At 63.4% G+C, this 22,499-nt stretch carries 26 protein-coding genes and 1 other RNA gene; 10 read left to right on the top strand and 17 right to left on the bottom strand.

The features are described 5' to 3' along the window. Positions 1-4: 4 nt before the first annotated feature. The gene (locus VF769_RS10855; protein ID WP_331008423.1) at positions 5-1,081 is read left to right on the top strand and encodes an Mrp/NBP35 family ATP-binding protein; all 1,077 of its coding nucleotides are present in this window, start codon (positions 5-7) and stop codon (positions 1,079-1,081) included. Here the strand turns inward: VF769_RS10855 and VF769_RS10850 are convergent. Next, complete coding sequence (locus VF769_RS10850) at positions 1,078-1,473, bottom strand: hypothetical protein (protein ID WP_331008422.1); 396 nt, start codon at positions 1,471-1,473, stop codon at positions 1,078-1,080. The two genes, VF769_RS10855 and VF769_RS10850, sit on opposite strands and share 4 nt — an antisense overlap. Before the next feature lie 124 nt (positions 1,474-1,597). Here VF769_RS10850 and VF769_RS10845 point away from each other — a divergent pair, with 124 nt between their 5' ends. Beyond that, positions 1,598-2,005 carry a hypothetical protein gene (locus VF769_RS10845; protein WP_331008421.1) on the top strand — a complete coding sequence of 136 codons (408 nt, stop codon included), beginning with the start codon at positions 1,598-1,600 and terminating at the stop codon, positions 2,003-2,005. Between the two features lie 23 nt (positions 2,006-2,028). On the opposite strand, the gene VF769_RS10840 is transcribed toward VF769_RS10845, so the two are convergent. From VF769_RS10840 to VF769_RS10820, 5 genes are all read right to left on the bottom strand, one after another. Next, positions 2,029-2,634 (bottom strand): hypothetical protein, encoded by a 606-nt coding sequence (locus tag VF769_RS10840; protein ID WP_331008420.1) that lies wholly within the window; start codon positions 2,632-2,634, stop codon positions 2,029-2,031. Beyond that, positions 2,635-4,047, bottom strand: a complete 1,413-nt coding sequence (pyk, locus tag VF769_RS10835; protein ID WP_331008419.1) for a pyruvate kinase — start codon at positions 4,045-4,047, stop codon at positions 2,635-2,637. 73 nt (positions 4,048-4,120) lie between these two features. Then, positions 4,121-4,753, bottom strand: coding sequence for a glutathione S-transferase (locus tag VF769_RS10830; protein WP_331008418.1), 633 nt, complete (start codon positions 4,751-4,753; stop codon positions 4,121-4,123). An 86-nt stretch (positions 4,754-4,839) separates the two neighbouring features. Continuing rightward, positions 4,840-5,751, bottom strand: coding sequence for an SMP-30/gluconolactonase/LRE family protein (locus VF769_RS10825; protein WP_331008417.1), 912 nt, complete (start codon positions 5,749-5,751; stop codon positions 4,840-4,842). Positions 5,752-5,825: 74 nt separating this feature from the next. After that, positions 5,826-6,338 carry a dihydrofolate reductase gene (locus VF769_RS10820; RefSeq protein ID WP_331008416.1) on the bottom strand — a complete coding sequence of 171 codons (513 nt, stop codon included), beginning with the start codon at positions 6,336-6,338 and terminating at the stop codon, positions 5,826-5,828. A 219-nt stretch (positions 6,339-6,557) separates the two neighbouring features. Between VF769_RS10820 and VF769_RS10815 the strand changes: the two genes are divergently transcribed. Then, the gene (locus tag VF769_RS10815; protein ID WP_331008415.1) at positions 6,558-7,133 is read left to right on the top strand and encodes a hypothetical protein; all 576 of its coding nucleotides are present in this window, start codon (positions 6,558-6,560) and stop codon (positions 7,131-7,133) included. Here VF769_RS10815 and VF769_RS10810 read toward each other — a convergent pair. The 4 genes from VF769_RS10810 to aqpZ form a co-directional block, all read right to left on the bottom strand. Further along, positions 7,130-7,588 carry a hypothetical protein gene (locus VF769_RS10810; protein WP_331008414.1) on the bottom strand — a complete coding sequence of 153 codons (459 nt, stop codon included), beginning with the start codon at positions 7,586-7,588 and terminating at the stop codon, positions 7,130-7,132. The genes VF769_RS10815 and VF769_RS10810 overlap by 4 nt on opposite strands. 577 nt (positions 7,589-8,165) lie before the next feature. Next, entirely contained in the window at positions 8,166-9,011 is an 846-nt protein-coding gene (locus VF769_RS10805) for a thymidylate synthase (RefSeq protein WP_331008413.1), read from the bottom strand. A gap of 31 nt (positions 9,012-9,042) precedes the next feature. Then, positions 9,043-9,705 carry a DUF2459 domain-containing protein gene (locus VF769_RS10800; RefSeq protein ID WP_331008412.1) on the bottom strand — a complete coding sequence of 221 codons (663 nt, stop codon included), beginning with the start codon at positions 9,703-9,705 and terminating at the stop codon, positions 9,043-9,045. Continuing rightward, on the bottom strand, positions 9,702-10,394 hold the full coding sequence (aqpZ, locus tag VF769_RS10795) for an aquaporin Z (RefSeq protein WP_331008411.1): 693 nt from the start codon (positions 10,392-10,394) through the stop codon (positions 9,702-9,704). The genes VF769_RS10800 and aqpZ overlap by 4 nt, the downstream gene beginning before the upstream one ends. A 61-nt stretch (positions 10,395-10,455) precedes the next feature. Here aqpZ and ssrA point away from each other — a divergent pair. Then, positions 10,456-10,808: a transfer-messenger RNA gene (gene ssrA, locus VF769_RS10790) on the top strand. Positions 10,809-11,179: 371 nt separating this feature from the next. Beyond that, a complete protein-coding gene (locus tag VF769_RS10785; RefSeq protein WP_331008410.1) occupies positions 11,180-11,677 on the top strand; it encodes an SspB family protein in 498 nt (165 codons plus the stop codon). Positions 11,678-11,731: 54 nt separating this feature from the next. Here the strand turns inward: VF769_RS10785 and VF769_RS10780 are convergent, their stop codons facing one another. Together VF769_RS10780 and VF769_RS10775 are read right to left on the bottom strand one after the other, a co-directional pair. Beyond that, positions 11,732-12,085, bottom strand: coding sequence for a RusA family crossover junction endodeoxyribonuclease (locus VF769_RS10780; protein WP_331008409.1), 354 nt, complete (start codon positions 12,083-12,085; stop codon positions 11,732-11,734). Further along, positions 12,082-13,071: a hypothetical protein gene (locus tag VF769_RS10775; RefSeq protein ID WP_331008408.1), complete on the bottom strand. Its 990-nt coding sequence runs from the start codon at positions 13,069-13,071 to the stop codon at positions 12,082-12,084. The genes VF769_RS10780 and VF769_RS10775 overlap by 4 nt, the downstream gene beginning before the upstream one ends. A 53-nt stretch (positions 13,072-13,124) precedes the next feature. On the opposite strand from VF769_RS10775, the gene fumC reads away from it, so the two are divergent. The 3 genes from fumC (at position 13,125) to VF769_RS10760 (ending at position 15,311) form a co-directional block, all read left to right on the top strand. After that, positions 13,125-14,510 (top strand): class II fumarate hydratase, encoded by a 1,386-nt coding sequence (gene fumC, locus VF769_RS10770; RefSeq protein ID WP_331008407.1) that lies wholly within the window; start codon positions 13,125-13,127, stop codon positions 14,508-14,510. A gap of 395 nt (positions 14,511-14,905) precedes the next feature. Continuing rightward, on the top strand, positions 14,906-15,094 hold the full coding sequence (locus VF769_RS10765; protein ID WP_331008406.1) for a DUF4169 family protein: 189 nt from the start codon (positions 14,906-14,908) through the stop codon (positions 15,092-15,094). A gap of 22 nt (positions 15,095-15,116) precedes the next feature. Next, entirely contained in the window at positions 15,117-15,311 is a 195-nt protein-coding gene (locus tag VF769_RS10760; protein ID WP_331008405.1) for a ribbon-helix-helix domain-containing protein, read from the top strand. 21 nt (positions 15,312-15,332) lie between these two features. Here the strand turns inward: VF769_RS10760 and VF769_RS10755 are convergent, their stop codons facing one another. From VF769_RS10755 to VF769_RS10745, 3 genes are all read right to left on the bottom strand, one after another. Further along, entirely contained in the window at positions 15,333-16,352 is a 1,020-nt protein-coding gene (locus VF769_RS10755; RefSeq protein ID WP_331008404.1) for a toll/interleukin-1 receptor domain-containing protein, read from the bottom strand. 65 nt (positions 16,353-16,417) lie between these two features. Beyond that, entirely contained in the window at positions 16,418-17,317 is a 900-nt protein-coding gene (locus VF769_RS10750; protein WP_331008403.1) for a DUF805 domain-containing protein, read from the bottom strand. Between the two features lie 318 nt (positions 17,318-17,635). After that, positions 17,636-18,058: a hypothetical protein gene (locus tag VF769_RS10745; protein WP_331008402.1), complete on the bottom strand. Its 423-nt coding sequence runs from the start codon at positions 18,056-18,058 to the stop codon at positions 17,636-17,638. A 97-nt stretch (positions 18,059-18,155) separates the two neighbouring features. On the opposite strand from VF769_RS10745, the gene VF769_RS10740 reads away from it, so the two are divergent. After that, entirely contained in the window at positions 18,156-20,576 is a 2,421-nt protein-coding gene (locus VF769_RS10740) for an ATP-dependent helicase (protein ID WP_331008401.1), read from the top strand. On the opposite strand, the gene VF769_RS10735 is transcribed toward VF769_RS10740, so the two are convergent. After that, on the bottom strand, positions 20,573-20,932 hold the full coding sequence (locus VF769_RS10735) for a hypothetical protein (RefSeq protein ID WP_331008400.1): 360 nt from the start codon (positions 20,930-20,932) through the stop codon (positions 20,573-20,575). The genes VF769_RS10740 and VF769_RS10735 overlap by 4 nt on opposite strands. Positions 20,933-21,049: 117 nt before the next feature. On the opposite strand from VF769_RS10735, the gene VF769_RS10730 reads away from it, so the two are divergent. Next, entirely contained in the window at positions 21,050-21,904 is an 855-nt protein-coding gene (locus VF769_RS10730) for a 50S ribosomal protein L11 methyltransferase (protein ID WP_331008399.1), read from the top strand. Here the strand turns inward: VF769_RS10730 and VF769_RS10725 are convergent. Further along, positions 21,892-22,341: a hypothetical protein gene (locus tag VF769_RS10725; protein WP_331008398.1), complete on the bottom strand. Its 450-nt coding sequence runs from the start codon at positions 22,339-22,341 to the stop codon at positions 21,892-21,894. The genes VF769_RS10730 and VF769_RS10725 overlap by 13 nt on opposite strands. Between the last annotated feature and the right edge of the window lie 158 nt (positions 22,342-22,499).

Raw genomic sequence — 22,499 nt, 5'->3', positions numbered from 1 at the left:
AAGCATGAACAACCAGTTGGCGGCCATCAAAGAAGCGGTCGAAGCGCAGCTGAATGCGATCAAAGACCCCGCCACCGGAAAGGGTTTGTTGATTTCTGGCCGTGTTTCTGGGCTTGAAGTGCGCGATGGCGGCAAGGTCTCGTTCACCATAGAAGCCCCCGCTAATGTTGCGGAACATTATGTCGCGCTGCGCGAGCGCGCCGAAACCGAGGCGCGCAAAGTCTCCGGCGTCACCCAGGTGCTCGCGGTTTTGACCGCACACGAAGCCAAGCCGGTCAGCGCCGGCGGCGTCGGTCGGGTGAAGCACATCATCGCTGTGGCCAGCGCCAAAGGCGGGGTGGGCAAATCCACCGTCGCGGTAAATCTCGCCGCCGCTTTCGCCTCGTTGGGGTTGAAGACCGGCCTGCTTGATCTCGACGTTTACGGGCCTTCCGCACCCACTCTGCTCGGAACCGGCGACCGCCGCCCGCAAATGAGCCGCGACAAAATCCTCGATCCGCTCGACGCGCACGGCCTCAAAACCATGTCGATCGGCTACCTCGTCGACGCCGCCTCGCCAATGATCTGGCGCGGCGCAATGGCGACAAGCGCGGTGCGGCAAATGATCGATGAAGTCGCCTGGGGCGATCTCGACGTGCTGTTGCTCGATCTCCCGCCCGGCACCGGCGACGTGCAGCTCACGCTTGTACAGCGCGTGCCGCTGGCTGGCGCCGTGATTGTCTCGACGCCGCAAGAAGTGGCGCTTGCCGACGTGCGCCGCGGCCTCGCCATGTTCGACAAGGCCAAAGCGCCGATCCTCGGCGTGGTCGAGAACATGGCCTATTTCGAAGCGTCCGACGGCAAGCGTACGCACATCTTCGGCGAAGGCGGCGCCCGCCGCACCGCCGAAGCCGCCGGCGTGCCATTCCTCGGCGAAATCCCAATTGATGTAGCTTTACGCGAAAGCTGCGACGCCGGCGCGCCGCTGGTGACAACACAACCAACCAACGCCGTCTCGCAACGCTTCATCGCCATCGCCCAAGCCGCGCGCGCCAACGTCGCCCGCCTCAGCAAACCTGCGCCGACCATCCGGGTGATCTAGTCGACGCGCCTCAGGTAGCGACCCACCGACTGGCGCACACGCTCCAAATTTTGCGCGAGCGACGCACTGGAGAGCAATTGCACAGAGCGCACACGCCCCTCCGCGTCGACATCGAGCATGTCGCGGTCAATCAAGCGTTGCACCTTGCGCCGCACGGTTTCGCGCGGCAGGCCGGTGCGCTCCGCGATCAAGCGCCTGGAAATCCAGCCGCGATCTGCGTCGGCCGGGAACTCCGCGCGCAGCAATTCTTCTTTGGCGCTGACGACGATCGGGCGCATCGTCGCTTCGGCGACGCACACCAGGATAACGACCTCTTCGATCTCAAGCCCATCGTAAAAGGCGCGCGCCTCTTGGAGCACCTCGAAGAGAAGAGTTTCGGCTGGGCTGGTCATCAATCAAACTGTGCAACTGCTTTTACGGCGGCTTGATTGCGTTAGATCAATCGGTAGAGCTTCGCTGCCGTCACAGATAGAGCCCGCACCCAAATTGGGTCGTCGCGCTTTGGGAGAATTGGGCTTGCAAAGACGACAAGCGCCCGTCGACGCCGGCGCGCAAATTCCGATTGAACGCCGCCCCCTCGCGTTCGCGACCACTGAACTCATTCTGGATTTGCTCTACGTCGCCAGAGACCGCTTCAGCGGCGATTACGAGCGCATGTGGCTCTATTTCTGCGCCGCCCACGCATGTGAAGCGGGCGTTACACGTCGAGACCTCGGCGCCGTCACGGGTCTTGCGCGTGAAACCGTCCGCCGCAAGGTGACGCAAATGCTGGCCTCGGGCGAACTCAAAGTCGGCCAGCGCGGCCGGCTCTATGCGGCCGCCGACCAATCCGATCCGCATGTCGCCGCATTCAACCGCGAAGCCAAACGCGCCGCGCAAAGCTACGCCCGCCGCGTCGCCAAATTTGGCGTAAGCGTGGATTGAGCTCGGGACAGAGCGTCCGCGCGTTAGTCGGTTGTGGACCCGACAATCACAGTGTGCCGCCGCCAATCCGGCACATAAATCGTGAACAGAAACACGCCCCACCATTCCATGCCCTGCTCGAAGATGGGCGAAACCTTCACGAGCTCCGGACTAGCCCAATCGCGAATGATGTGCGGCAAGCGCGGCGGCAGGATCACATGCCTGACCTTATCGAAGAGCTCTTGAACTTCCACGGGGCTTGCGCGCAACCCATAAGGCGTAAAGGAAAACGCGTGCGCGAACTCTCCTCCCAGCCCCGGCTCCGGGATTAATCCGCCTCCGGTGAGAAGGAGACTCTCCAGATCACGCAGCCGGGGATTAATCAGTCGGCCTTGCGCGCCCCAATTTCCCAGCTTCAAGAGAGAGTCGCTCGTCGCGTCATACGACCCACCGTAGAATTTCTGGTCGTCGATCTCTCTGAACCCGAGATCACGTAGCGCATCGAGGTCCGCATCGGGCACGGCCTGCTGGATCAGCGCGACCGCCTCCTCGACGCCGCCATCGGCATCCTCGAACACATGAAACTCAAGCGCGCCGCCGATAGCATCGTAACGTGCAAACGCAGCGGGCAGAGGTTCGAGCCGATGCAACTATTCCACCCGAAACACGCGGATCGTATTCGTCTTCCCCGGCCGCCCGAACGGAATGCCCGCGATCACCGCAACCCGATCGCCGGTCTCGGCAATGCCCAGCTTGCGCACCGCCACGTCCGCTTTCGCCACCATATCTTCCACGTCCGTCGCGTCATCCACGACGACCGTGCGCACGCCCCAGACCAACGCCAAACGGCGCGCCGTTTCGCGGATCGGCGTCAGCCCCACAACGCCGCAGCGCGGCCGCTCACGCGCGACGCGCAGCGCCGTCGAGCCCGTCGATGTGTACGCAACGATCGACGCCGCGCCCAACGTATCGGCGATGTGCCGCGCCGAAAGCGCGATCGCGTCCGCGGTCGTGGCTTGCGGCGGCGTCATATCGCGCGGCAGCGACGCCCAATATTCCTCGTCCTCTTCCACCGCGCGAATGATGCGATCCATGATCGCCACAGCGCTCTGCGGATGGCGGCCGACCGCACTTTCCGCCGAGAGCATCACCGCATCCGCGCCCTGATACACGGCCGTCGCCACATCGGACGCTTCGGCGCGCGTCGGCGTCGCTGCTTCCACCATGCTCTCCAGCATGTGCGTCGCCACGATCACCGGCCGGCCGGCCGCACGCGCCGCTCGGATGATCTTCCGCTGCGCGATCGGCACTTGCTCGGGCGGCAGCTCCACACCCAAATCGCCGCGCGCCACCATCACCGCGTCCGACAGCTCCACGATCTCCTCGATCTGCGTCAACGCGCTCGGCTTTTCGATCTTCGAAATGATCCCCGCGCGATCACCGATCAACGCGCGCGCTTCGCGCACGTCCTCGGGATGCTGCACGAACGACAGCGCGATATAATCGACGCCGAGATCGAGCGCGTAGGCCAGATCCTCGCGATCTTTCTCCGTCAGCGCCGAAATCGGAATGCGCCGCGTCGGCACATTCACGCCTTTCTGGTTCTTCAACACGCCGCCGAAATCCACGCGCGCCTTCAATTGCGTGCGACCAACTTCCGTCACTGTGATTTGCAGCTTGCCGTCATCGAGCTTGAGGATGTCGCCGGCTTCGAGCGAGTTCACCAATTCCGGATGCGGCAGACGAATGAGCCCTGCCTCACCCGGCTCGTTCGACGCTTCCAGCGTGACGATCTCGCCATATTTCAGCTTGATCTCGCCGTCTTTGAACATGCCGACGCGGATTTTCGGCCCCTGCAAATCCGCGAACACGCCGACCGCCGCGTCCGCCTTCGCTTCCGCCTCGCGGATCGCCTGCATGCGCCGCGCATGATCCTCGCGCCCGCCATGACTGAAATTCAGTCGGAAACAATCCACGCCCGCCTGGATCAGCATGGCCAGCCGTTCCGGCGGATCGCTCGCCGGGCCCATCGTGGCGACGATCTTACAATCGCGTGCGCGCATGCTGTTGTGACTCCGCTTTTCGCAGCGTCATACAAAGCGCGTCGCCCGCAAAGTCCAGCCGCAAAGGCTGAGTTCAGGCGCCCATTTTGTACGGCCCGCCCTTTTCGAGCGCGCGCTGATACGCCGGGCGGCTTTGGTAACCGGCCCTGACCCGGACAAGGTTGGGATAATGCTCCAATCCGCCCCGCCCCGCGGCCGCGTCGAGCACGAAACTCATTTCGATGTCGGCGGCGGTAAAGCGATTGGCGACAAAGAAATCCTTCCCCGCCATCGCCGCGTTCATGAAACTCAAATGATTGGCGATCTCGGGATCGATGCGCATCTGCATCAGCGGCGCGCCGTTCTCGCCGAGCATGCCGACATAAAGCTTCAGCAACAGCGGCAACATCGCCGAGCCTTCGGCGAAATGCAGCCAATACAAATAATCCGCCCGCGCCGGATCGCCCGGCAACACGGCGAGCGCGCCATGCGCCTCGGTTTCGGCGAAGAATTCAACGATCGCGCCGCTCTCGGCATAGATGCGCCCGTTGCGTTCAACCACCGGCGACTTGCCCAGGGGATGCAGCGCCTTCAGCTCGGGCGGCGCCAGCCGCGTTTGCGCATTGCGCGCATACCGCTTCACCTCATACGCCAGCCCCAATTCCTCCATCAGCCACAACACACGCTGCGACCGGCTCTCTTCGAGATGGTGGACGATAATGCTCATGGCCTGCTCTCTTTCATCCTCCCCCGTTTACGGGGGAGGTGTCGTCACGGTTTACCGGGACGACGGAGGGGGACGTAAAACCCTGATCAGTACGACGCGAAATTCAGCTTCAGCCCCGGCTCCGGCCAGCGCATTTTCGCGAGCTTGCCCGTACCCGACAGCGTCACATACGCATCGCGCATATCCGCTCCGCCAAAACAAATGTTCGTCACCAGCGGATCAGGAAACGCCGTATGTGTGGAAACGCCGGCTGGCGTGATCGTGGTGATGCCGCCGTTCAAAATCGTCGCCACGCACACATCGCCATTGGCCTGCACCGCAAGGCTATCAAAGAACACATGCATGGGCTGCACCGCGACGCACCGCCCCTGCGATCCCAACATGCCCGGCGCGACTTCGCCTTCGCCGGTGATATCGAACGCCCAGAGCTTTCCGGTTTCCGTCTCGGCCGCATAGACGACCTTCTCGTCCGGCGAGAGGCCAACGCCATTCAGCCCGACAAACCCGTACGCCGCTTCCTTGATCAGCGACCCATCGGGCTTGGCGTAATAAAGCCCGCCGCGATCGCGCGACCGCGCATAGCCCTTGCCCAAATCCGTGAACCAAAAGCCGCCGCTCTTATCGAACACGAGATCGTTCGGCCCGCGCAGTCTAAACGCCTCCGCGCTCTCATACACGCGCTCGACCTTGCCGGTGGAGAGATCGACACGCTCGATCCGCCCCGTCTCATAATCCGCCGCTGCGTGCCCTGGGATCGTCAGCCCGCCCATGTCGTGCCACGCAAAGCCGCCATTATTGGTGACGTACATCGCGCCGTCCGGCCCAAGTGCTGCGCCATTTGGCCCGCCGCCAATCTTGGCGATCACTTCGCTCTTGCCGTTCCACACGCGTGTCAGCGTCTGGCGTTTGATCTCGACCAAAATCACGCTGCCATCCGGCATCGCGACAGGCCCCTCCGGAAACTCAAGTCCTTCGGCGATGATTTCGATATTGCTCATGCGCGCGAGCTTATGCGCGCGAAGCGCAAACGCCAGCGCAATCTCACATGACGCAACGGCGGCTATCGAAAGCGCTAGGCGCGCTCCAACACGCGCACGACAAAATCCGCATCATCGTTCGCAGACGCAGCAACGTGCTCCGCGCTCAGCTCGCGCCAATCGGAAAGATCGAGCCGCAAATGCGCGTCGCCCTCCGGCGCCAAATTCACTTCGGTCAGCACGATGCGCTCGGCTTGCGGCAGCAGCGCCTCATAAAGCTGCGCCCCGCCGATCACGCACACCTCGTCCACGCTGGCCGCTTCCGCCATCGCGCGCCCCGCCGCGACGAGGGCGGCCGCATCGGTATAGACCCACGCCTCCGGCGCTTTGAAATTCGCATCGCGCGTCAACACCAAATTCGGACGCCCCGGCAGCGGCCGTTTCGGCAAGCTCTCCCAGGTCTTGCGCCCCATCAGCACGGGCTTGCCCATCGTGGCCGCCTTGAAGCGCGCCATGTCGGATTTCAGCCGCCAAGGCAGCCCGCCGTCGCGGCCAATCACGCCATTCTTCGCCACGGCCACGACAAAAGTGAGTTTCGGCTTAGCCACAAAAAGCTCCGTCGCTCCCTCTCCCTCCAGTGGGAGCGAGAGGGTTGGGGTGAGGGTGGAGCGCCGTGATCGCAAAAGCACGCGCACGCGTACGACTGGGCGCCAGAAATTCCATCACCTGCGCCCCCTCATCCTGCCCTCTCCCCCTCCCGGGGAAGAGGGTTCTTCAGCGCGCTTCTAACCTTGGCGCCCGCGGAAATCATCACCTAGAGTAACCCAATGCCACGCAATCTCGTTCTCTACGGCCTCGCCGCCCTTGCTGGTCTCGTTCTTTATGGCGTGCTTCGCGCATTGCTGGGATTCGAGATCGTGATGCTGCTGTCGCTGATCGTGCTCGGCGTGGTCGGCGTGATCGTCTATCGCAACCTGCAGACCAACCGCAAAATCGCCGACGCCACGCCGGCCGAGCGCAGCACGGCCCTCGCCTTCACCCCCGAACCCGGCAAAGCCGCGCTCTACATTCTGCGCAACCAATTCGTCGGCCGCGCCGTGGGCGTCAATATCGAAGTGGACGGCAAGCAGATCACGCAACTCAAAAGCCCGCGCTTCATGCGCCTGACGCTCAATCCCGGCCCGCACCGCATCGTCGCTTACATGGGCACGCCCGACAAAAAGAAACCCGGCGAAGCCGTGCTTGAAGGCAACGCGCAGCCCGGCGAAGTGCTCATCCTCAAAACCGAGATCGAGCCGCAAATGGTCGGCGTCACGGTGAAACTTACGCCCGTCGAGCTCGACAGAATCCGCGCCGATTTTCAAAAGACGCGCATGGTCGCGAACGACGTGGCAGAAGTTTAGAAGATCACGCGCTTCGTTTCCGAGCGCGCGAACAAATACGCCGCTGCCGCATACATCGCCGCCAACAAGAAACTTCCGCCCAGCACGTCGAGCGGATAGCGCGCCGAATCATCGCCCCAGCCCGCGGCGACTGCCGCCACACCGATCAAAGCCGTCGCCGCCGCCACGCCGCCCACAGCGAACGCCATGCCGCGCGCCCGAAACCGCGCCAGCGCCGCCGCCATCAAGCCCACGCCCACGGCCAAGAAATAAAGCCCGTTCGCCGCGTGCCGCTCGCCGCCGACAATGCCAACCGCACCCGTCACCCACACCATCAACAACGCCGCGCCCACCGCCACGCCCACAGCCAAACGATACGGCAAATTGCGCGGCCCCCGCGCTACAAACCACACCGCCAAGCCCAGCCCCGACAACAAAGCCCCCGCAAACACAAAATCCGACAAAGACCAATCCATCGAAAGCCTCCACAAGCGGCATCGCTCAGTGGCGCGACTCTAACGTGGCCCACGCCGACGTGGTGGGGAGCTATTTAGGAGATGTTGTGCAGGCGCTTACTCGAGTCGCCTTAGAATCTGGTTCGCAATTAAATGCGGACCAACCCTGCGGTGATACTCTCTCACATCCCAATCAAATGCCCCACCCAACAAGGTGGTGGGCCTTGCGCCTTCTAATTGCTCTAAGTCCGCGCCAAGATTCCATCCCGCCAAGGCCTCCACTTTTAGGTACACGCGCACGTCGCAGTTCAACGAAATGCGCGCAGCTGTGTCGGCCAGACAGATACCTTCAACGATGAGCGGACCGGAGGCGCACTCAATCGCATCAGCCAGCTCATCAAGGCGTATGCCGTCAACATAGGGGATTGAGGGATCGAGAGACGCAAACCTGTCAGTCGAGAGCACAGTCGCCGCTAGCTGTGATCCCAAAGAGCGAGAAAACTTAGTCTTACCTGATTGTCGTTCACCTTCGACGAAGACAACCCGTCCTTGCCGATCGCGAATCATCTTTGCCGTAGGTTCCACGTCCCACACGCGCCTAAACCGCAATCGGCGCCTTGATCACCGGGTGCGCGGTGTAGTCCACCAGCTTAAAATCCGCATACTCGAACGCGAAAATATCTTTCCGCTCCGGATTGATCAGCATCTTCGGCGGCGCGTACGGCGTGCGCGAGAGCTGCAGGCGCGCTTGATCGAAATGGTTGTGATACAAGTGCGCGTCGCCGAACGTGTGCACGAATTCGCCGGCTTTTAGCCCCGTCACTTGCGCCACCATCTGTGTCAGCAACGCGTACGACGCGATGTTGAACGGCACGCCCAAAAACACATCGGCGCTGCGCTGATAGAGCTGGCAGCTCAGCTTGCCGTCCGCGACGTAGAACTGAAACAGGCAATGGCACGGCGGCAGCGCCATCTGATCCACCTCCGCCGGATTCCAGGCCGACACGATGTGGCGCCGCGAATTCGGATTGTGCTGGATCGAATGGACGACATTCGCGATCTGATCGATCACGCGGCCATCCTTGGCCTCCCATGAGCGCCATTGCTTGCCATAGACTGGGCCAAGCTCGCCTTCGCCATCGGCCCACTCGTCCCAGATCGTGACGCCCTGCTCCTGCAGCCAGCGCACATTGGAATCGCCGCGCAGAAACCAGAGCAGCTCCAGAATGATGCTCTTCAGATGCACCTTCTTGGTCGTCAGCAGCGGAAACGAATGCTCCAGATCGAAGCGAAGCTGGCGGCCAAATACGCCGCGCGTGCCCGTGCCGGTCCGGTCGCCCCGGTCGACGCCGTGATCCAAAATGTCCTGGAGTAGCCCAAGATAGGCGATATCCGCCTGGCTGGGTTCACCCGGAACAATCTTGGGGGCCGCTTCTGCGCTCATGGCTCCAATATGGGCCGACTCGGGCCCCGCGTCAGGTCGGGCACCGATCCAGCCCCTGGCGGCGCACCTGCTCCACCATCGGCCCCGCCATCCAGGCGGCGCGCGTATTCACATTCACGCCCGCCGCCCGCAACGCCTTGGCCATCCAATGATTGCAGACATTGAACAGGTGAAACGACCCGCGGGAGCGCAAAAACATCGAACGGCCAACGACTTTGCCCTGCGCCACCGGGATCGCGTCGCCCGCCGGGTCGAGCGCCAAATACTTATCCACAAGCGCGACAAACGCCGCCGCCCCCTCAGCGCTCACCGCGACCGCCGTGTCGTCGGTCGGGCCGAGATACACCGAGCTTGGCGCGGCGTTGTAGGCGATGTGGAACACGGTCGGGCTTGGCGGGATGATTGCATCCAGCCCCAGCATCAGATCCGTGCCCGGCGATTGGTAGAAATGCTCCTCGCCCCAGCCGATCAGAAAGCTGCGCGCCTCCGGATAAAGCCGCCGCAGCGCATGGTCGTCGGGAAAGATCGAAGCCGGCGCGCCGATGTCGCTGTGAAAACCGTTCGAATAGAGGTGCAGCTCGACGCAATCGCCCACACGCGCCGGCGCCACGTCGGGCGCCGGCATCGGGAAATAGAGATACGTGAACAGCGCACAGATCGCGACGAGCGCACTCGTCAGGATCGGCCGCTTCACGACGCTTCGTCGCTCGCCAGCAATTTCGCCCGGAACGCCCATCCCGCGAGCCCTGCGCCCACCAGCGGCGCGACGATAAACAGCCAGAGCTGGCTCAGCGCCTCACCGAGCACCCACACCGCCGGCCCCAGCGACCGCGCCGGGTTCACCGAAACGCCCGTCACCTGGATTCCCACGATGTGGATCACGACCAACGTCAAACCGATCGCCAATCCGGCGAATTGCGACGGCGCACCCTTCTGCGTAACGCCCAGAATGGTCACCAAAAACAAGAACGTCGCCACCACTTCGAACACAGCGCCCGCGAGCAGGCTGTATTCGCCAGGCGAGCCCGTGCCGTAACCGTTCTGCCCAAGCCCCGCATCGATCGAATAGGCCGGAGCGCCCGACGCGATGAGGTAGAGCACGCCGGCGCCGACGATCGCGCCAACGCATTGCGCCGCCCAATAGCCCAGCATTTCATTGAGCCGCATCCGCCCGGCGACCCAGGCGCCAAAGCTCACGGCCGGGTTCACATGGCACCCCGATACGGGCCCGATTCCGTAGGCCATCGCCACGATCGCCAAACCGAACGCAAACGCGATCCCCAATTGGCCGACGATGCCAAACCCCGCCAGCACCGCCGCGCCGCAGCCGAACAAGACCAGCGTAAACGTGCCGACGAACTCGGCCACAAGCTTTTTGGTCATAGCGCTCTCCCCGGCTGTAACGTCATACCCTACGCGAGTCTGGCGCCCAGCGCACGCACAACGCTTGGCGCCGGCGCACGAAGCAACCTATATCCAAGGTGTCCGGGCAACCGGACTATGGCGATAAACGCGCAGAGATAGGCGGATCGGACCCGGGTGCGATGCCCGGCGGCTCCACCAGTTTCATCCTCGTTGGGGATTGTCTGGGGCCGAAATAGGATCGACGGACGTTGAAGGCTGATGCTTTTGCTCGGGTGGTCCCGTTACAGGCCAAACAGCATAGTTGCCAACGACAACAACGCTGAGGAATTCGCCCTCGCTGCGTAAGCAGTGCGGAGTTTTCCGAACCTAAGTCCTACCGAGTAGCATCGCTAGGCGGGGCCCCCCGGCGCCCGGCAACAGAAGCCGGGGACTTATTCCCTCAGTTCCACTCGCAAAATTGGCACACGCGCACGGACAAGCTTCGCTGGCGCATCCGTGTTCCTCACATTCACTTTATCCACAATGTGATCTGCATCACTTGCGCGGCGCAATTTGCGCGCGTCGCGCGTGTGTGGACGCCGATTTCCTTTACACCGCAAACGCTTGGCGAGTTTCCGCAACACACGCTCGCTTGCCGCGCGAGCAGCGGCGCCGCGTTTGCAGGCATGCGCGAACCTGTTGCATTGCACGCGCGTTTCGCCTGACGACGTTTGAATCGTCGCGATCTTTTCGCGCTCTGTGGATCAACAATTGACTGCCCGGAATGAGCCAGTAAGGGTTGCCGGAGCCAAGGAGGGGCGGCCGTGGCCGACGATTTGATTGGATATGAAAACTTGATGCAGGACGCGCTGCGCTCAGTCGTGCGCGCTGCGTTGCAAGAAGCTGCGTCGCCGCGCGGCATTCCCGGCAAGCATCATTTCTACATCACGTTCCGCACGCATGCGCCCGGCGTGGTGATCCCCGATCCGTTGCGCGCCCGCTACCCGGACGAAATGACGATCGTGCTCGAGCACCAATTCTGGGACCTCGAAGTCTACGCCGATCGCTTCCGCGTCATCCTGAAATTCTCGGGCCAGCCGCAACCGATCACCATTCCGTTCAAAGCGATCACCCGTTTCTTCGATCCGAGCGTGAAATTCGGCCTGCAATTTGAACAGCAGCACATCGAAGACGAAGCACGCATGGTGTCGGGCGACGACGCGGTCCCCGCCCCCCGCGAAGCGCCTGTCGCCGCCGCCGATGCGCCGCCTAAGCCCGCCGACGGCGCCGTCGTCAGCCTCGATGCGTTCCGCAAGAAATAGGTCGCACGACTTCGGAGTTTCGAAGGGCGCGTCGCAAGGCGCGCCCTTCGCGCATCAGGCCTCGCGCTTCACCGCCCGCACAGAAATCCGATCGCGCTCGCCCACGCGCCGCTCGCACAACAGACGCGCGATCTGGCTGTCATCCACAAACACGTGCCCCTTCAGCGCGTCGAGCAGCGCCTTGGCCAGATTGTCGAGATCGAGCGTTGGCGTTTCGCCGACATATTCCATGATCAGCTCGACTTCGAACTCGCCATAACGCGGCCGCAACTGAAACTCTTTGCGGAAAAACTCATACACGAGCGGCTTGTAATAGCGCGCCTGCGTGGTGATGCCGTCGATCGTCAGCTCAACACCGCCCGCGATCGTGCGCGCCCGCACCTTGCCGCGACCTGACCACTCGCTCATGCGCCGGCGGCGTGCGTCGCGCGCATCGCCTCAAGCATCGCGGCGCGAAATTGCGAACGCCTTTGCATCTCACCATCCGGCGCATACGGGAAAACCCGCTGCGAAAGCCCCGCCGCCCGGAGCGCCGTTTCCGCCTCCTCCAACCGCCCCCACAACGCCACGAACACGCACCGCTGCGCCACGCCCTCGGCTTGGATCGCCGCCAGCGCCCAGGAGCCGCCGTCCGACAAATCCACGACAATCGCGTCGCTCGAATCCAGCAACAGGTTCAACACCAATGGCCGCCACGCCGCGTTGGCGCTCAGCGCCACCGTCTCGCGCCGGGTGCCCATATTGACGAGATTGAGCCCAACCCGATTGCCCAATTCCAACGCCCGCGCGCGATAATCGGCCGCGCATTTCACCACTAGGCCCTCGGCGCCGTGCGCGAGACTCACGACGTGCCCGTAAGGACGCAGCTCGCCCGCGATCGCACGACGCAGCGGCGCGCGCGCCGCATCGAGCGCCGGCCGCACCACGCAAACACGCGCTGGCTTCGGTCGCAAGACGAGCGCGATGATCCAGAATGTCAGCGCCGCGACGCCCACGCCCAGCACAGCGCCGCTCAACGCCGCCGGGCCGAGGCTCAGCGCGCCCCCGCCGGCAAGCGCCAGCGCCGCAAGCGCCGCCAAGGCCCCGCGCAATTTGCGCGGCCAGCCCCAGAACAGCGCGTCGCCCTTCTCCAAGTCCCGCCCGCTCAGAAAGCTCGGCACGCGCACGCGCCACGGCTCCGCCGACAAGCGCCGCGCTCGCAGCGCCTCCGCGGCAGCCGCCCGCGCCGCCTCGCTATGGTCCGGATTGAGCGCGGCCGCCCGCAGCGCGCGGTCCGACAGCCGCTCCACCTCGTCCGGGTGCGGCGAACCGGCGCGCATAGCGCTGATCGTACGCATATCCTGCAGCTGCACGCGCCAATCGCCCCCGCTATCGGCTTGATCGCTCGATTTCATCCCCATATCCCCTACCGGGACAACGCGTCACTTTTACCCAAGGCGTCTTTCCCATGACCACCCGCACAGAAACAGACACTTTCGGACCGATCGCCGTCGAGTCTGACAAATATTGGGGCGCCCAAGCGCAACGGTCTTTGGGCAATTTCAAAATTGGCTGGGAAAAGCAGCCCGAGCCGATCGTCCGGGCGCTCGGCATCGTCAAGCGCGCCGCCGCGGAAGCCAACATGGCGCTAGGCAAGCTCGACCCGACCCTTGGCGAGGTCATCATCCGCGCCGCCAACGAAGTGATCGAGGGCAAGCTCAACAGCCACTTCCCCCTCGTCGTCTGGCAGACGGGCTCCGGCACGCAATCGAACATGAACGCCAACGAGGTGATCTCGAACCGCGCCATCGAGATGATGGGCGGCGAGATGGGCTCCAAGAAGCCGATCCACCCCAACGATCACGTCAATATGAGCCAAAGCTCGAACGATTGCTTCCCGACGGCGATGCACATCGCCGCCGCCGAGGAAGTGACGCATCGCCTGCTGCCGGCGCTGCAAATGCTGCACAACGCGCTGAATGACAAAGCGCAAGCGTGGAAGGACATCATCAAGATCGGCCGCACGCACACGCAGGACGCCACCCCCGTTACGCTCGGCCAAGAATTCTCCGGCTACGCCAAGCAGATCGAAAACGGCATCAAGCGCATCGAGATGACGCTGCCGATGCTGATGGAACTCGCGCAAGGCGGCACCGCCGTCGGCACCGGCCTCGCCTCGCCCGTCGGCTTCGCTGAACTCGTCGCCGACAAGATCGCGCAGATCACCGGCATGAAATTTACCAGCGCGCCAAACAAGTTCGAAGCGCTCGCCGCACACGACGCAATGGTGATGACGCACGGCGCGATCAACACGGTGGCCATGTCGTGCTTCAAGATCGCCAACGACATCCGCTTCCTGGGCTCAGGCCCGCGCTCCGGTCTCGGCGAACTCGCGCTGCCAGAGAACGAGCCCGGCTCCTCGATCATGCCGGGCAAGGTGAATCCGACGCAGTGTGAAGCGCTCACCCAAGTCTGCGCCCACATTCACGGCAACAACGCCGCCATCGGCTTCGCCGGCAGCCAGGGCCATTTCGAACTGAACGTGTTCAATCCGATGATGGCCTACAATTTCCTGCAGAGCGTGCGTCTGCTCGCGGACGCCGCCGTGAGCTTCACCGAGAATTGTGTCGTCGGCATCGAACCGCGCTTGGACAACATCAAGAAGGGCCTCGAAAACTCGTTAATGTTGGTGACGCCGCTCAAGGAAAAATATGGCTACGACCGCGCCGCCAAGATCGCCAAGACGGCGCATAAGAACGGCACCACACTGCGCGAGGAAGCCATCAAGGACGGCATCGATCCCGCCGATTTTGACGCCATCGTCCGCCCCGAAAACATGATCTCGCCGGGCTGATATCTCAGTCTTGCACCAACGATCTATTGCCAAGGGAAGAGTCTCGCGCCGCTTTCACCAGCGGGGCGAGCTGTTTTCCGCGTCTGCCGACAAGCTTTGGCGTCACGATGAACCAAGCGTGATCGCCGGGACGGCCAAAGCACAACTTGTCGCAGCGCGGTATCGGCATAACGAAACCTACACTCTGCTCATCGAAAACGTAGCCGACGTTCAGACTTTGCTAGGCTCTTTGCAGTGACTTGCTTGCCATGCACTGAGCCCATGTGATGTAGCGCCTCGCGCTACACGGCTGGATCGGTCGATCGGCTGCGTTTCTTGCGCAAACATAAGGAAAAGGGAGCCCGTCTAGTCGCGGTACCACTTGCCGCCGTACGGCAACGGCTTACATCGACGCTATGAGTGAAATTGTGAACCTGCGGCGCGCGCGCAAGCACAAAGCGCGTGCGGAGGCTGAGGCGAATGCGAACGCAAATCGCATCCAATTCGGCCGCTCCAAAGCGGAAAAGCAGCTCACTGAAGCGGAGAAGGAGGCCGCCGAACGCAAGCTCGACGGGCACAAGAGAAATGATGACTTTGACGAGTAGTGGAGCACTTCAAAAGCGTTCAATGCGTATCGCGGGTCATCGCACCTCGCTCGCGCTTGAACAAGAATTCTGGGGCGGCTTGGAGCGCATCGCGCGCGCCCGTTCACAGAGCCTGCCCGTGCTGATCGCCTCGATCGACGAAAAGCGCGCCAAGGACACGCCGGAAGCCTCCCTGGCGTCGGCGGTTCGGGTCTTTGTGCTCGAAAACAAGCTTTAAGCGCGCGTGCGGCGGCCGCTGCTATTGCAGCGGCCGGCCATACAGCACCAACGCATAATAGCAGGGCTGCACGGTGCAATTGTGCATTTGCGCACGCACCGTAAACGGTCCTGTCCATTGCGGCGCGACCGACACCACCGGCGTGGCGTCGGTCATGTTGTCCTGCGAGACGACATTGCCGTTCTGATCATAGAGGATCAGGTCGAGATCGCCGCAATCGCTGTCGCACACGCCGATGATGCGATAATCGCCGCCGACTTCGAGTGTCGCCGGCGTATCGACATACGCGCCCTGCTGCAGCGACCCGCTCACGGGCTGGGCCATCTGTTGAAACCCTTCCGCCGCGAACGCCTGTTCGACTTGCGCGAGCCGCTCCAAGATCTGCTGCTGGTAATTGACCGACGGCTGCGCCGGCATGACGGGCTGCACGGCGCCTGGCGTGGGTGTCGCGATCTGCTGCGGCTCATCCGGAAGCATCGAGCCGATAATGCCAAGCACCACCACCGTCGCGACGACGGCCCCCACGACCCAAACCCAAACCGGCGCGCCTTTCTTCTTCTCGGCGGCGGCGGGCGGCGCGCTGAAACTTTGCGGCGGGGCCGGCGGCGGCGCGCTCCGCGGCGGCGGCTCCGGCGCGCGCGGCGTCGGCTGCGTGTCGGCGAAGCGCTTCACCGCGTCGACAAAGCGCCGCCAATTCGGGTGATCGGCCTCGCCCTGCCAATCGGCCAAATTGGCCGACTGCACCTCGCCGAAGCCGAACGGCGGGTTTGAATTGTCGATCATCACAGGGATCAGCACGCCCTTGTCGCGCCCCATGCGCGCTTCCTCACGCACCCATTGCGATGTCGTCGAATGCTGACTCCACAGCACGATCAGCGCTTTGCACTGCGCCAATTTCTGCTCGATGAAATCAGCCCACGTCGTGCCTGGCGGAATCTCGTTGTCCCAGAACACGTCGAGCCCGGCCGCCTCGAGAGCCTGCGCCATTTGCGCGGCCCGATCGCGATCTTCCCGCGCGTATGAAAGAAAGACGTCCGCCATATCCCCTCCTGCAGCCCTGCCAACCTAGCAGGCAAGGCCCAGGGTTCAAACGGACACTTGAGGGGTTATTGCCCCTTCGGGTTCGGCCCATATTGGTTTTCCCCGGGCTGCCCAGGGATGAAGATGAAGATGATCGCGATCAGCCAGCCCAAATACGGGATGACTGTCAGCGCCGCGAGCCAGCCTGATTGGCCGAAATCATGCGCGCGACGCGCCGCAACCGCCACGGTCGGGCAGATCAGCAACAAGCCCGCAATCAGCGTGACCGCGTTTGAGTTGGCGAGGTTCGTGTAAGGATTCAGTCCAAATATCGCGATATCGAGAATGGCGGCGGCAAAGCCGATGACGAACGCGAACACGAAAAACCAACCGAGTTCCGCGCGCCGCGCGCGTCCTCTGCCATCGACGTAGAGGCGCAGACATTTCATGAAATAGCCGATCGGCGACAACGTCTCTGCCGCGCTGCTCACGTGCGCGCCCGTCGGCCGTGGATCATTCCAACCGCTCGCGGCCGGCGGCGCCGCCGACCATGCCGCTTGCGGTTGTTGCGTAACGGGCGGCGGCGGCGCATCCCCACCGCGCGCGGTGCGATACGCGGCCTGCGCAAACCGCACCCAATCGGGATGGTTCGTATCGCCCGTCCACGCGCTCAGATCGGCCGCCTGCACCTCGCCAAAACCAAACGGCGCCGGCGAGCCATCGAGCATCACCGGAATGAGCTTCGCCTTCTCGCGACCCATGCGCGCCTCTTCACGCACCCATTGCGACTTGGTCGAATGCTGGCTCCACAGCACGATCACCGCACGGCATTGCGTGAGCTTGCCTTCGATGTAGTCGGCCCAGGTTTGGCCAGGCGGAATCTCGGTGTCCCAGAACACGTCGAGCCCCATCGCCCCAAGCCCGCGCGCGATCCGCTCCGCGAAAGCGCGGTCCTCCCGCGCATACGAAACGAAGATGTCGGCCATGGGCGTCTCCAATCGGGAATCGCCCAAACCTAAACGCCTTTTATGACGCGGCACTACTGTAAGACGCGGCCTGCTGGTTCAAAGGCGGCGTATCTGTGGGCAATGGCAGCCTGGGCGCTTCGAGCTTGATCGGCGGCTCAAACGACACAGACGGCGCCGCCCCCGGGGCGAAAGCCATTACCGTGAGCGCCAACATCAGCACGCACGCTATGAACCCTGCCAACAAGCCAAACCGGGATTCACTATCGCCAGCCACGAGCTCTGTTCCTTTCCTGCCAGGACAACAGCAGAGAGGACTCTCGGTTCCCAGGCCGGATGCTATAGGCCGCGGCAATAGACCAAGGCCGGCGCGGGATCCCACGGCCCGCCGGCCAGCGTCATGGCGCGCGCGGATTCCGCGAATGAAATCTGGATATTGTGCGCCACGGGCGGAGCCTCGGCGAAGCAGACGGCGTCGAGGTCGTAGCCCGTCGGCCTCGTCCGCACCTCGCGAAACTCACAATAGACTTCGCCCCGCGTGCTGATGCGGTCGCTCTCAAACCGCCACGCGGGATCAGCGCACCCATCCGCGGTCGTAGCCCACAACCCAACATAGCGCGGCAGCGGCAGCGGCGCCGCCTCGCCCACCTGCGCCGCAGCCTCCGGATCGGGTTCCGGTTCGGCTGGATCAGCGCATGCGATCAGCGCCAAGGAAACCGCGGCCGCCAAAGCGGCGCGCGCAAACAAATGGGAGAGCCTCATTTCGCTCTAACCGCCCGCGTAACGATCCGTTCCAGCATGACGCTCGAAACCTGCGCCACAAACGCCTATGTTCTCCCTTCGTGCTAAGATCGCGCGAATGGACGAATCGATGACCGACGGCGGAGAGAACCTCCCCATTTCCCAGCGCGCGATGGCGCCGCCGCCTTACCTCGCCGCGCTCAATCCTGAGCAACGCGCGGCGGTGGAGGCGCTCGACGGCCCAGTGCTCGTGCTGGCCGGCGCCGGCACCGGCAAAACGCGCGTGCTGACGACGCGTCTCGCGCACCTGCTGCAAACCGGACGCGCCAAACCCTGGAGCGTGCTCGCCGTCACCTTCACCAACAAAGCTTCGCGTGAAATGCGCGAGCGTGTCGAACATTTGCTTGGCCCTGGCGCTGGCGGCCTGCCCTGGCTCGGCACCTTCCACTCGATCAGCGCACGCATGCTGCGCACGCACGCCGAACTGGTCGGGCTCAAGAATAATTTCTCGATCATCGACACCGACGATCAGATCCGCCTGCTCAAACAAATCATCGAAGCCGAAGGCATCGACGAGAAGCGTTGGCCAGCGCGGCAGCTCGCCAATTTGCTCGACAGCTGGAAGAACCGCGCGCTGACGCCCGAGAAAGTGCCGAAAGGCGAAGCTTTCTCATTCGGCGATGGCGCGGGCGTAAAGCTCTACGCGATCTACCAAGCGCGGCTAAAAATACTGAACGCGTGCGATTTCGGCGATCTGCTGATGCACATGATCGACATCTTCCAGCGCCATGCCGACGTGCTGGAGACGTATCACCGCAAGCTCAGTCACCTGATGGTCGACGAGTATCAGGATACAAACGTCGCCCAATATCTCTGGCTCCGCCTGCTCGCCCAGGCCCGCAAAAATCTCTGCGTCGTCGGCGACGATGACCAATCGATCTATGGCTGGCGCGGCGCCGAGGTCGACAACATCCTGCGCTTCGAACACGATTTCCCTGGCGCGCGAGTGGTGCGCCTCGAACGCAATTATCGCTCGACCGGCCACATCCTCGCCGCAGCCTCGCATCTCATCGCCAACAATCGCGGCCGCCTGGGTAAAACGCTTTTCACCGACGACGAAGATGGCCAGCGCGTCAAAGTCCGCGGCGTCTGGGACGGCGAAGCCGAAGCGCGCCTCATCGCAGACGACATCGAAGCCTGGCGCCAATCCAATCGCTCCTACGCCGACGCCGCCGTGCTCGTGCGCGCCGCTTGGCAGATGCGCGCCTTCGAAGAACGCTTCCTGATGTTGCGCATCCCCTACAAGGTGATCGGCGGCCCGCGCTTCTTCGAACGCGCCGAAATCCGCGATGTGCACGCCTATCTGCGCCTCATCCGCTCCGAGGATGACGACCTCGCCTTCGAGCGCATCGTCAATCAGCCCAAGCGCGGCATCGGCGAAAGCACGGTGCAAAAGCTGCACGCCCACGCCGGAAAGCCACCCGTCCGCTTCGTCACCGACAACGGCCCGCTGTTCGACCAAGACACCGGCGAAGTCGTCGTCACGCAAGACGAAGCCCCCGGCGGCGCCACGCGCTTCCGCAGCCTCGTCGGCGCCGCGCGTGAGATGGTTCTCACCGACGATCTGCCGCTGAAAGCGCGCACGGCTTTGCGCAGCTTCCTCACTGATCTCGACCGCTGGCGCGAACAAGCGCGCACGATCAGCCACGTCGAACTCGCCGAAATCGTGCTCGACGAAAGCGGCTACACGGACATGCTGCGCAACGATAAATCGCCGCAAGCGCAGACACGGCTCGAAAACTTGAAGGAATTGGTCCAGTCGATGGCCCAATACGACACGCTCGAAGCCTATCTCGAACACGTCGCCCTCGTGCTCGACATCGAAAGCGAGAGCGAAGGCGAAAACGTCCAACTCTCCACGCTGCACGCGGCCAAGGGCCTTGAATGGCCGCTCGTCTTCCTGCCCGGCTGGGAAGAAGAGGTCTTCCCCTCCAAGCGCGCCGTCGAAGAAAGCGGCGACAAGGGTTTGGAGGAAGAGCGCCGCCTCGCCTATGTCGGCATCACCCGCGCCCGCGAAAGCGCGCGCATCTCCTTCGTCGCCAATCGCCAGATCTACGGCCGCTGGCAGAGCGTGCTGCCCTCGCGCTTCATCGATGAATTGCCGCCCAAGAGCGTCGATGCCGTGAGCGAGACCGGCTATTCGATGCAAGCCGGCAACGTCCGCGAAGGCGCCTCACGCTTTGACTCCTTCGCGCCAGGCGCCGGCTTCAACAGCGCCTATCAAAGCCCCGGCTGGAAACGCGCCCAAGAACGCGGCGCGTTTCAATCCAAGCCGCCGATGATCGAAGGCGAAGCCCGCCTCGTCGCGCGCTCCGGCGACGCAGACTCACACTTCAAACGCGGCGACCGCATCTTCCACCAAAAATTCGGCTACGGCCGCATCCGCGGCGTCGAAGGCAACAAGCTGACCGTCGATTTCGACAAAGCCGGCGAGAAACGCGTCATCGACAGCTTCGTCGTTCCAGCGAGTGCGGCTTAGTCGTCGTCATCATCGTCGTCATTATCGTCCGATGAGCGCGCAGGCGTCACGGGCGCCGCATTCTGCTGCGGAGCGGGCGCTGATGTAGCTCGCTCTTCCCGCGCGCCATCGCCCATCGCGAATGAGAGCACGCCCCAGTTTGATCGCGGCTCATCGGCTTCAGCCGCCGCACGCACACGCACCGGCGCATTCTCCGGCCGCGCGCTCGGCGACGCTAACGGCACAATCTCGGCCGCGTTCGCTTCGTCGACCACCACCTCACCCGGATGCGTCACCATATGCGCCACCCCCGCCGCGCCCACGGCAAGCAACACGGCGGTGCCCATACTGGCGGCGATAAAGCCAAGCTTCTTCATGTCAGCTCTCCCTCGCCGCCACCAAGGCGGCGCGCGCCTGAACCCAAGCTGAATTGGAGCACGGCGCTCGCCTATCAAGGTGTTCCCTTTTGCCGGCGCCGCCTCTAATCCAGCGCCATGCTTCTCCTCACCGCCCTCGGCACGTTGACCCAAGTCCGCGCCGCCGCCGACGAACTCGACCGCCACGATCCCTCGCCCGCCGACGCGGTGAGCTGGTTCGAGGAAGGCCCCGGCAAGTTCCGCCTGGAAGTCTACGTCCCCACCGATCAGGACGCCGACAGCGCCTGCGCCATCATCGGCGCCGCGGCGCCCGAACTGCACATGATCCGCGACGAGGTGAAGGCCGCCGATTGGGTGGCGATGTCGCTCGAAGGTTTGCCGGCCGTGCGCGCGGGCCGGTTCATGGTCGCTGGCGCACACGCGCTCGCGAACGAAGAGAACGGCCTTAGCAAAATCTGGATCGAAGCCTCTGAGGCCTTCGGCACCGGCCATCACGGCACCACCTGGGGCTGCCTCATGGCGCTTGAAGGCATTTTACGCAAACGCCGCGTGAAGCGCGTGCTCGATGTCGGCGCCGGCTCCGGCGTGCTGGCGCTTGCCGCCGCGAAGCAAGGCGCAACCGCCCTCGCGATCGAGATCGACGAACGCGCCGCCGCCATCGCCGAAATCAACGCACAGCAAAACAAGCTCGCCAATCGCGTTCAAGTCATAGCCGGAGACGGCGCGCGCTACATCGCGCAGCAAAAATTCGATCTCGTCTTCGCCAATATCCTGATGCGCCCGCTGATCCGCTTGGCGCCAAAGCTTGTGCCGACCGTCGCGCCCGGCGGCACGCTCATCCTCTCCGGCCTGCTGCGCTCACAAGCGCCGCTCGTCCGCGAAGCCTACGCCAATCGCGGCCTCATCCTGGAACGCCAGATTCCGAAAGAAGCGTGGATGACGTTAGTCTGGCGCAAGCCTCAGCGCGCGTAGACATTCACCGCATACCAGCACGGTTGCGCCCCGCACGCATACATCGACAGCTCGATCCGATACTGCCCCGTCGCGCGCGGGCGCACCTGCACGACAGGCACGCGATCCGCGAGCACATCCTGCGCGATCACACTATTGTTCTGATCGAACACACGCAGATCGATATCGCGGCAGCGCGAGTCGCACACCCCGACAATGCGATAATCCTGTCCGGCCCGAAGGGTGACATTGTATTCGCGCGAACTGCGCTGGCTTAGGCCGCCGGCAAAGGGTCCCGCGGCGCGGACATAGCCTTCATTCGCCAGGATGACCTCGGCCTGGGCCAGCTGCTGGGCCAGTTCGCGGGCGAACGGGTCCGGCACCTGCGCGCTGGCGGGCGCCGCCAACAGCGCAAGCGCGCAAACCGCGCCCAACGCCTTTTTCACCCAAGAGCCCATGCAATCTCCCCGGCGTCGGCCGGATTTCGGAAGTTCGCCTCTTAAACCTCCGGTACGAAACCCCTAAACTCAAACCACTGAACCCGCCCTGAACCAGGGCCTCAAAGGACGCACATCGTGTTCCAAACCTATGACGATCCGGGCGGCCCCGCCCTTGG

The sequence above is a fragment of the Vitreimonas sp. genome, assembly GCF_036392335.1.
GTDB lineage: Bacteria > Pseudomonadota > Alphaproteobacteria > Caulobacterales > Aquidulcibacteraceae > Vitreimonas.
This window is presented reverse-complemented; position numbering and strand designations above follow the sequence as displayed.

What these genes read in the sequence shown, in the direction of transcription:
- VF769_RS10855 (WP_331008423.1), top strand. Translation starts at nt 5, where the DNA reads ATGAACAACCAGTTGGCGGCCATCAAAGAAGCGGTCGAAGCGCAGCTG.
- VF769_RS10850 (WP_331008422.1), bottom strand. Translation starts at nt 1,473, where the DNA reads ATGACCAGCCCAGCCGAAACTCTTCTCTTCGAGGTGCTCCAAGAGGCG.
- pyk (WP_331008419.1), bottom strand. Translation starts at nt 4,047, where the DNA reads ATGCGCGCACGCGATTGTAAGATCGTCGCCACGATGGGCCCGGCGAGC.
- VF769_RS10830 (WP_331008418.1), bottom strand. Translation starts at nt 4,753, where the DNA reads ATGAGCATTATCGTCCACCATCTCGAAGAGAGCCGGTCGCAGCGTGTG.
- VF769_RS10825 (WP_331008417.1), bottom strand. Translation starts at nt 5,751, where the DNA reads ATGAGCAATATCGAAATCATCGCCGAAGGACTTGAGTTTCCGGAGGGG.
- VF769_RS10815 (WP_331008415.1), top strand. Translation starts at nt 6,558, where the DNA reads ATGCCACGCAATCTCGTTCTCTACGGCCTCGCCGCCCTTGCTGGTCTC.
- VF769_RS10810 (WP_331008414.1), bottom strand. Translation starts at nt 7,588, where the DNA reads ATGGATTGGTCTTTGTCGGATTTTGTGTTTGCGGGGGCTTTGTTGTCG.
- VF769_RS10805 (WP_331008413.1), bottom strand. Translation starts at nt 9,011, where the DNA reads ATGAGCGCAGAAGCGGCCCCCAAGATTGTTCCGGGTGAACCCAGCCAG.
- aqpZ (WP_331008411.1), bottom strand. Translation starts at nt 10,394, where the DNA reads ATGACCAAAAAGCTTGTGGCCGAGTTCGTCGGCACGTTTACGCTGGTC.
- VF769_RS10780 (WP_331008409.1), bottom strand. Translation starts at nt 12,085, where the DNA reads ATGAGCGAGTGGTCAGGTCGCGGCAAGGTGCGGGCGCGCACGATCGCG.
- VF769_RS10775 (WP_331008408.1), bottom strand. Translation starts at nt 13,071, where the DNA reads ATGAAATCGAGCGATCAAGCCGATAGCGGGGGCGATTGGCGCGTGCAG.
- fumC (WP_331008407.1), top strand. Translation starts at nt 13,125, where the DNA reads ATGACCACCCGCACAGAAACAGACACTTTCGGACCGATCGCCGTCGAG.
- VF769_RS10765 (WP_331008406.1), top strand. Translation starts at nt 14,906, where the DNA reads ATGAGTGAAATTGTGAACCTGCGGCGCGCGCGCAAGCACAAAGCGCGT.
- VF769_RS10760 (WP_331008405.1), top strand. Translation starts at nt 15,117, where the DNA reads ATGCGTATCGCGGGTCATCGCACCTCGCTCGCGCTTGAACAAGAATTC.
- VF769_RS10755 (WP_331008404.1), bottom strand. Translation starts at nt 16,352, where the DNA reads ATGGCGGACGTCTTTCTTTCATACGCGCGGGAAGATCGCGATCGGGCC.
- VF769_RS10750 (WP_331008403.1), bottom strand. Translation starts at nt 17,317, where the DNA reads ATGGCCGACATCTTCGTTTCGTATGCGCGGGAGGACCGCGCTTTCGCG.
- VF769_RS10745 (WP_331008402.1), bottom strand. Translation starts at nt 18,058, where the DNA reads ATGAGGCTCTCCCATTTGTTTGCGCGCGCCGCTTTGGCGGCCGCGGTT.
- VF769_RS10740 (WP_331008401.1), top strand. Translation starts at nt 18,156, where the DNA reads ATGGACGAATCGATGACCGACGGCGGAGAGAACCTCCCCATTTCCCAG.
- VF769_RS10735 (WP_331008400.1), bottom strand. Translation starts at nt 20,932, where the DNA reads ATGAAGAAGCTTGGCTTTATCGCCGCCAGTATGGGCACCGCCGTGTTG.
- VF769_RS10730 (WP_331008399.1), top strand. Translation starts at nt 21,050, where the DNA reads ATGCTTCTCCTCACCGCCCTCGGCACGTTGACCCAAGTCCGCGCCGCC.
- VF769_RS10725 (WP_331008398.1), bottom strand. Translation starts at nt 22,341, where the DNA reads ATGGGCTCTTGGGTGAAAAAGGCGTTGGGCGCGGTTTGCGCGCTTGCG.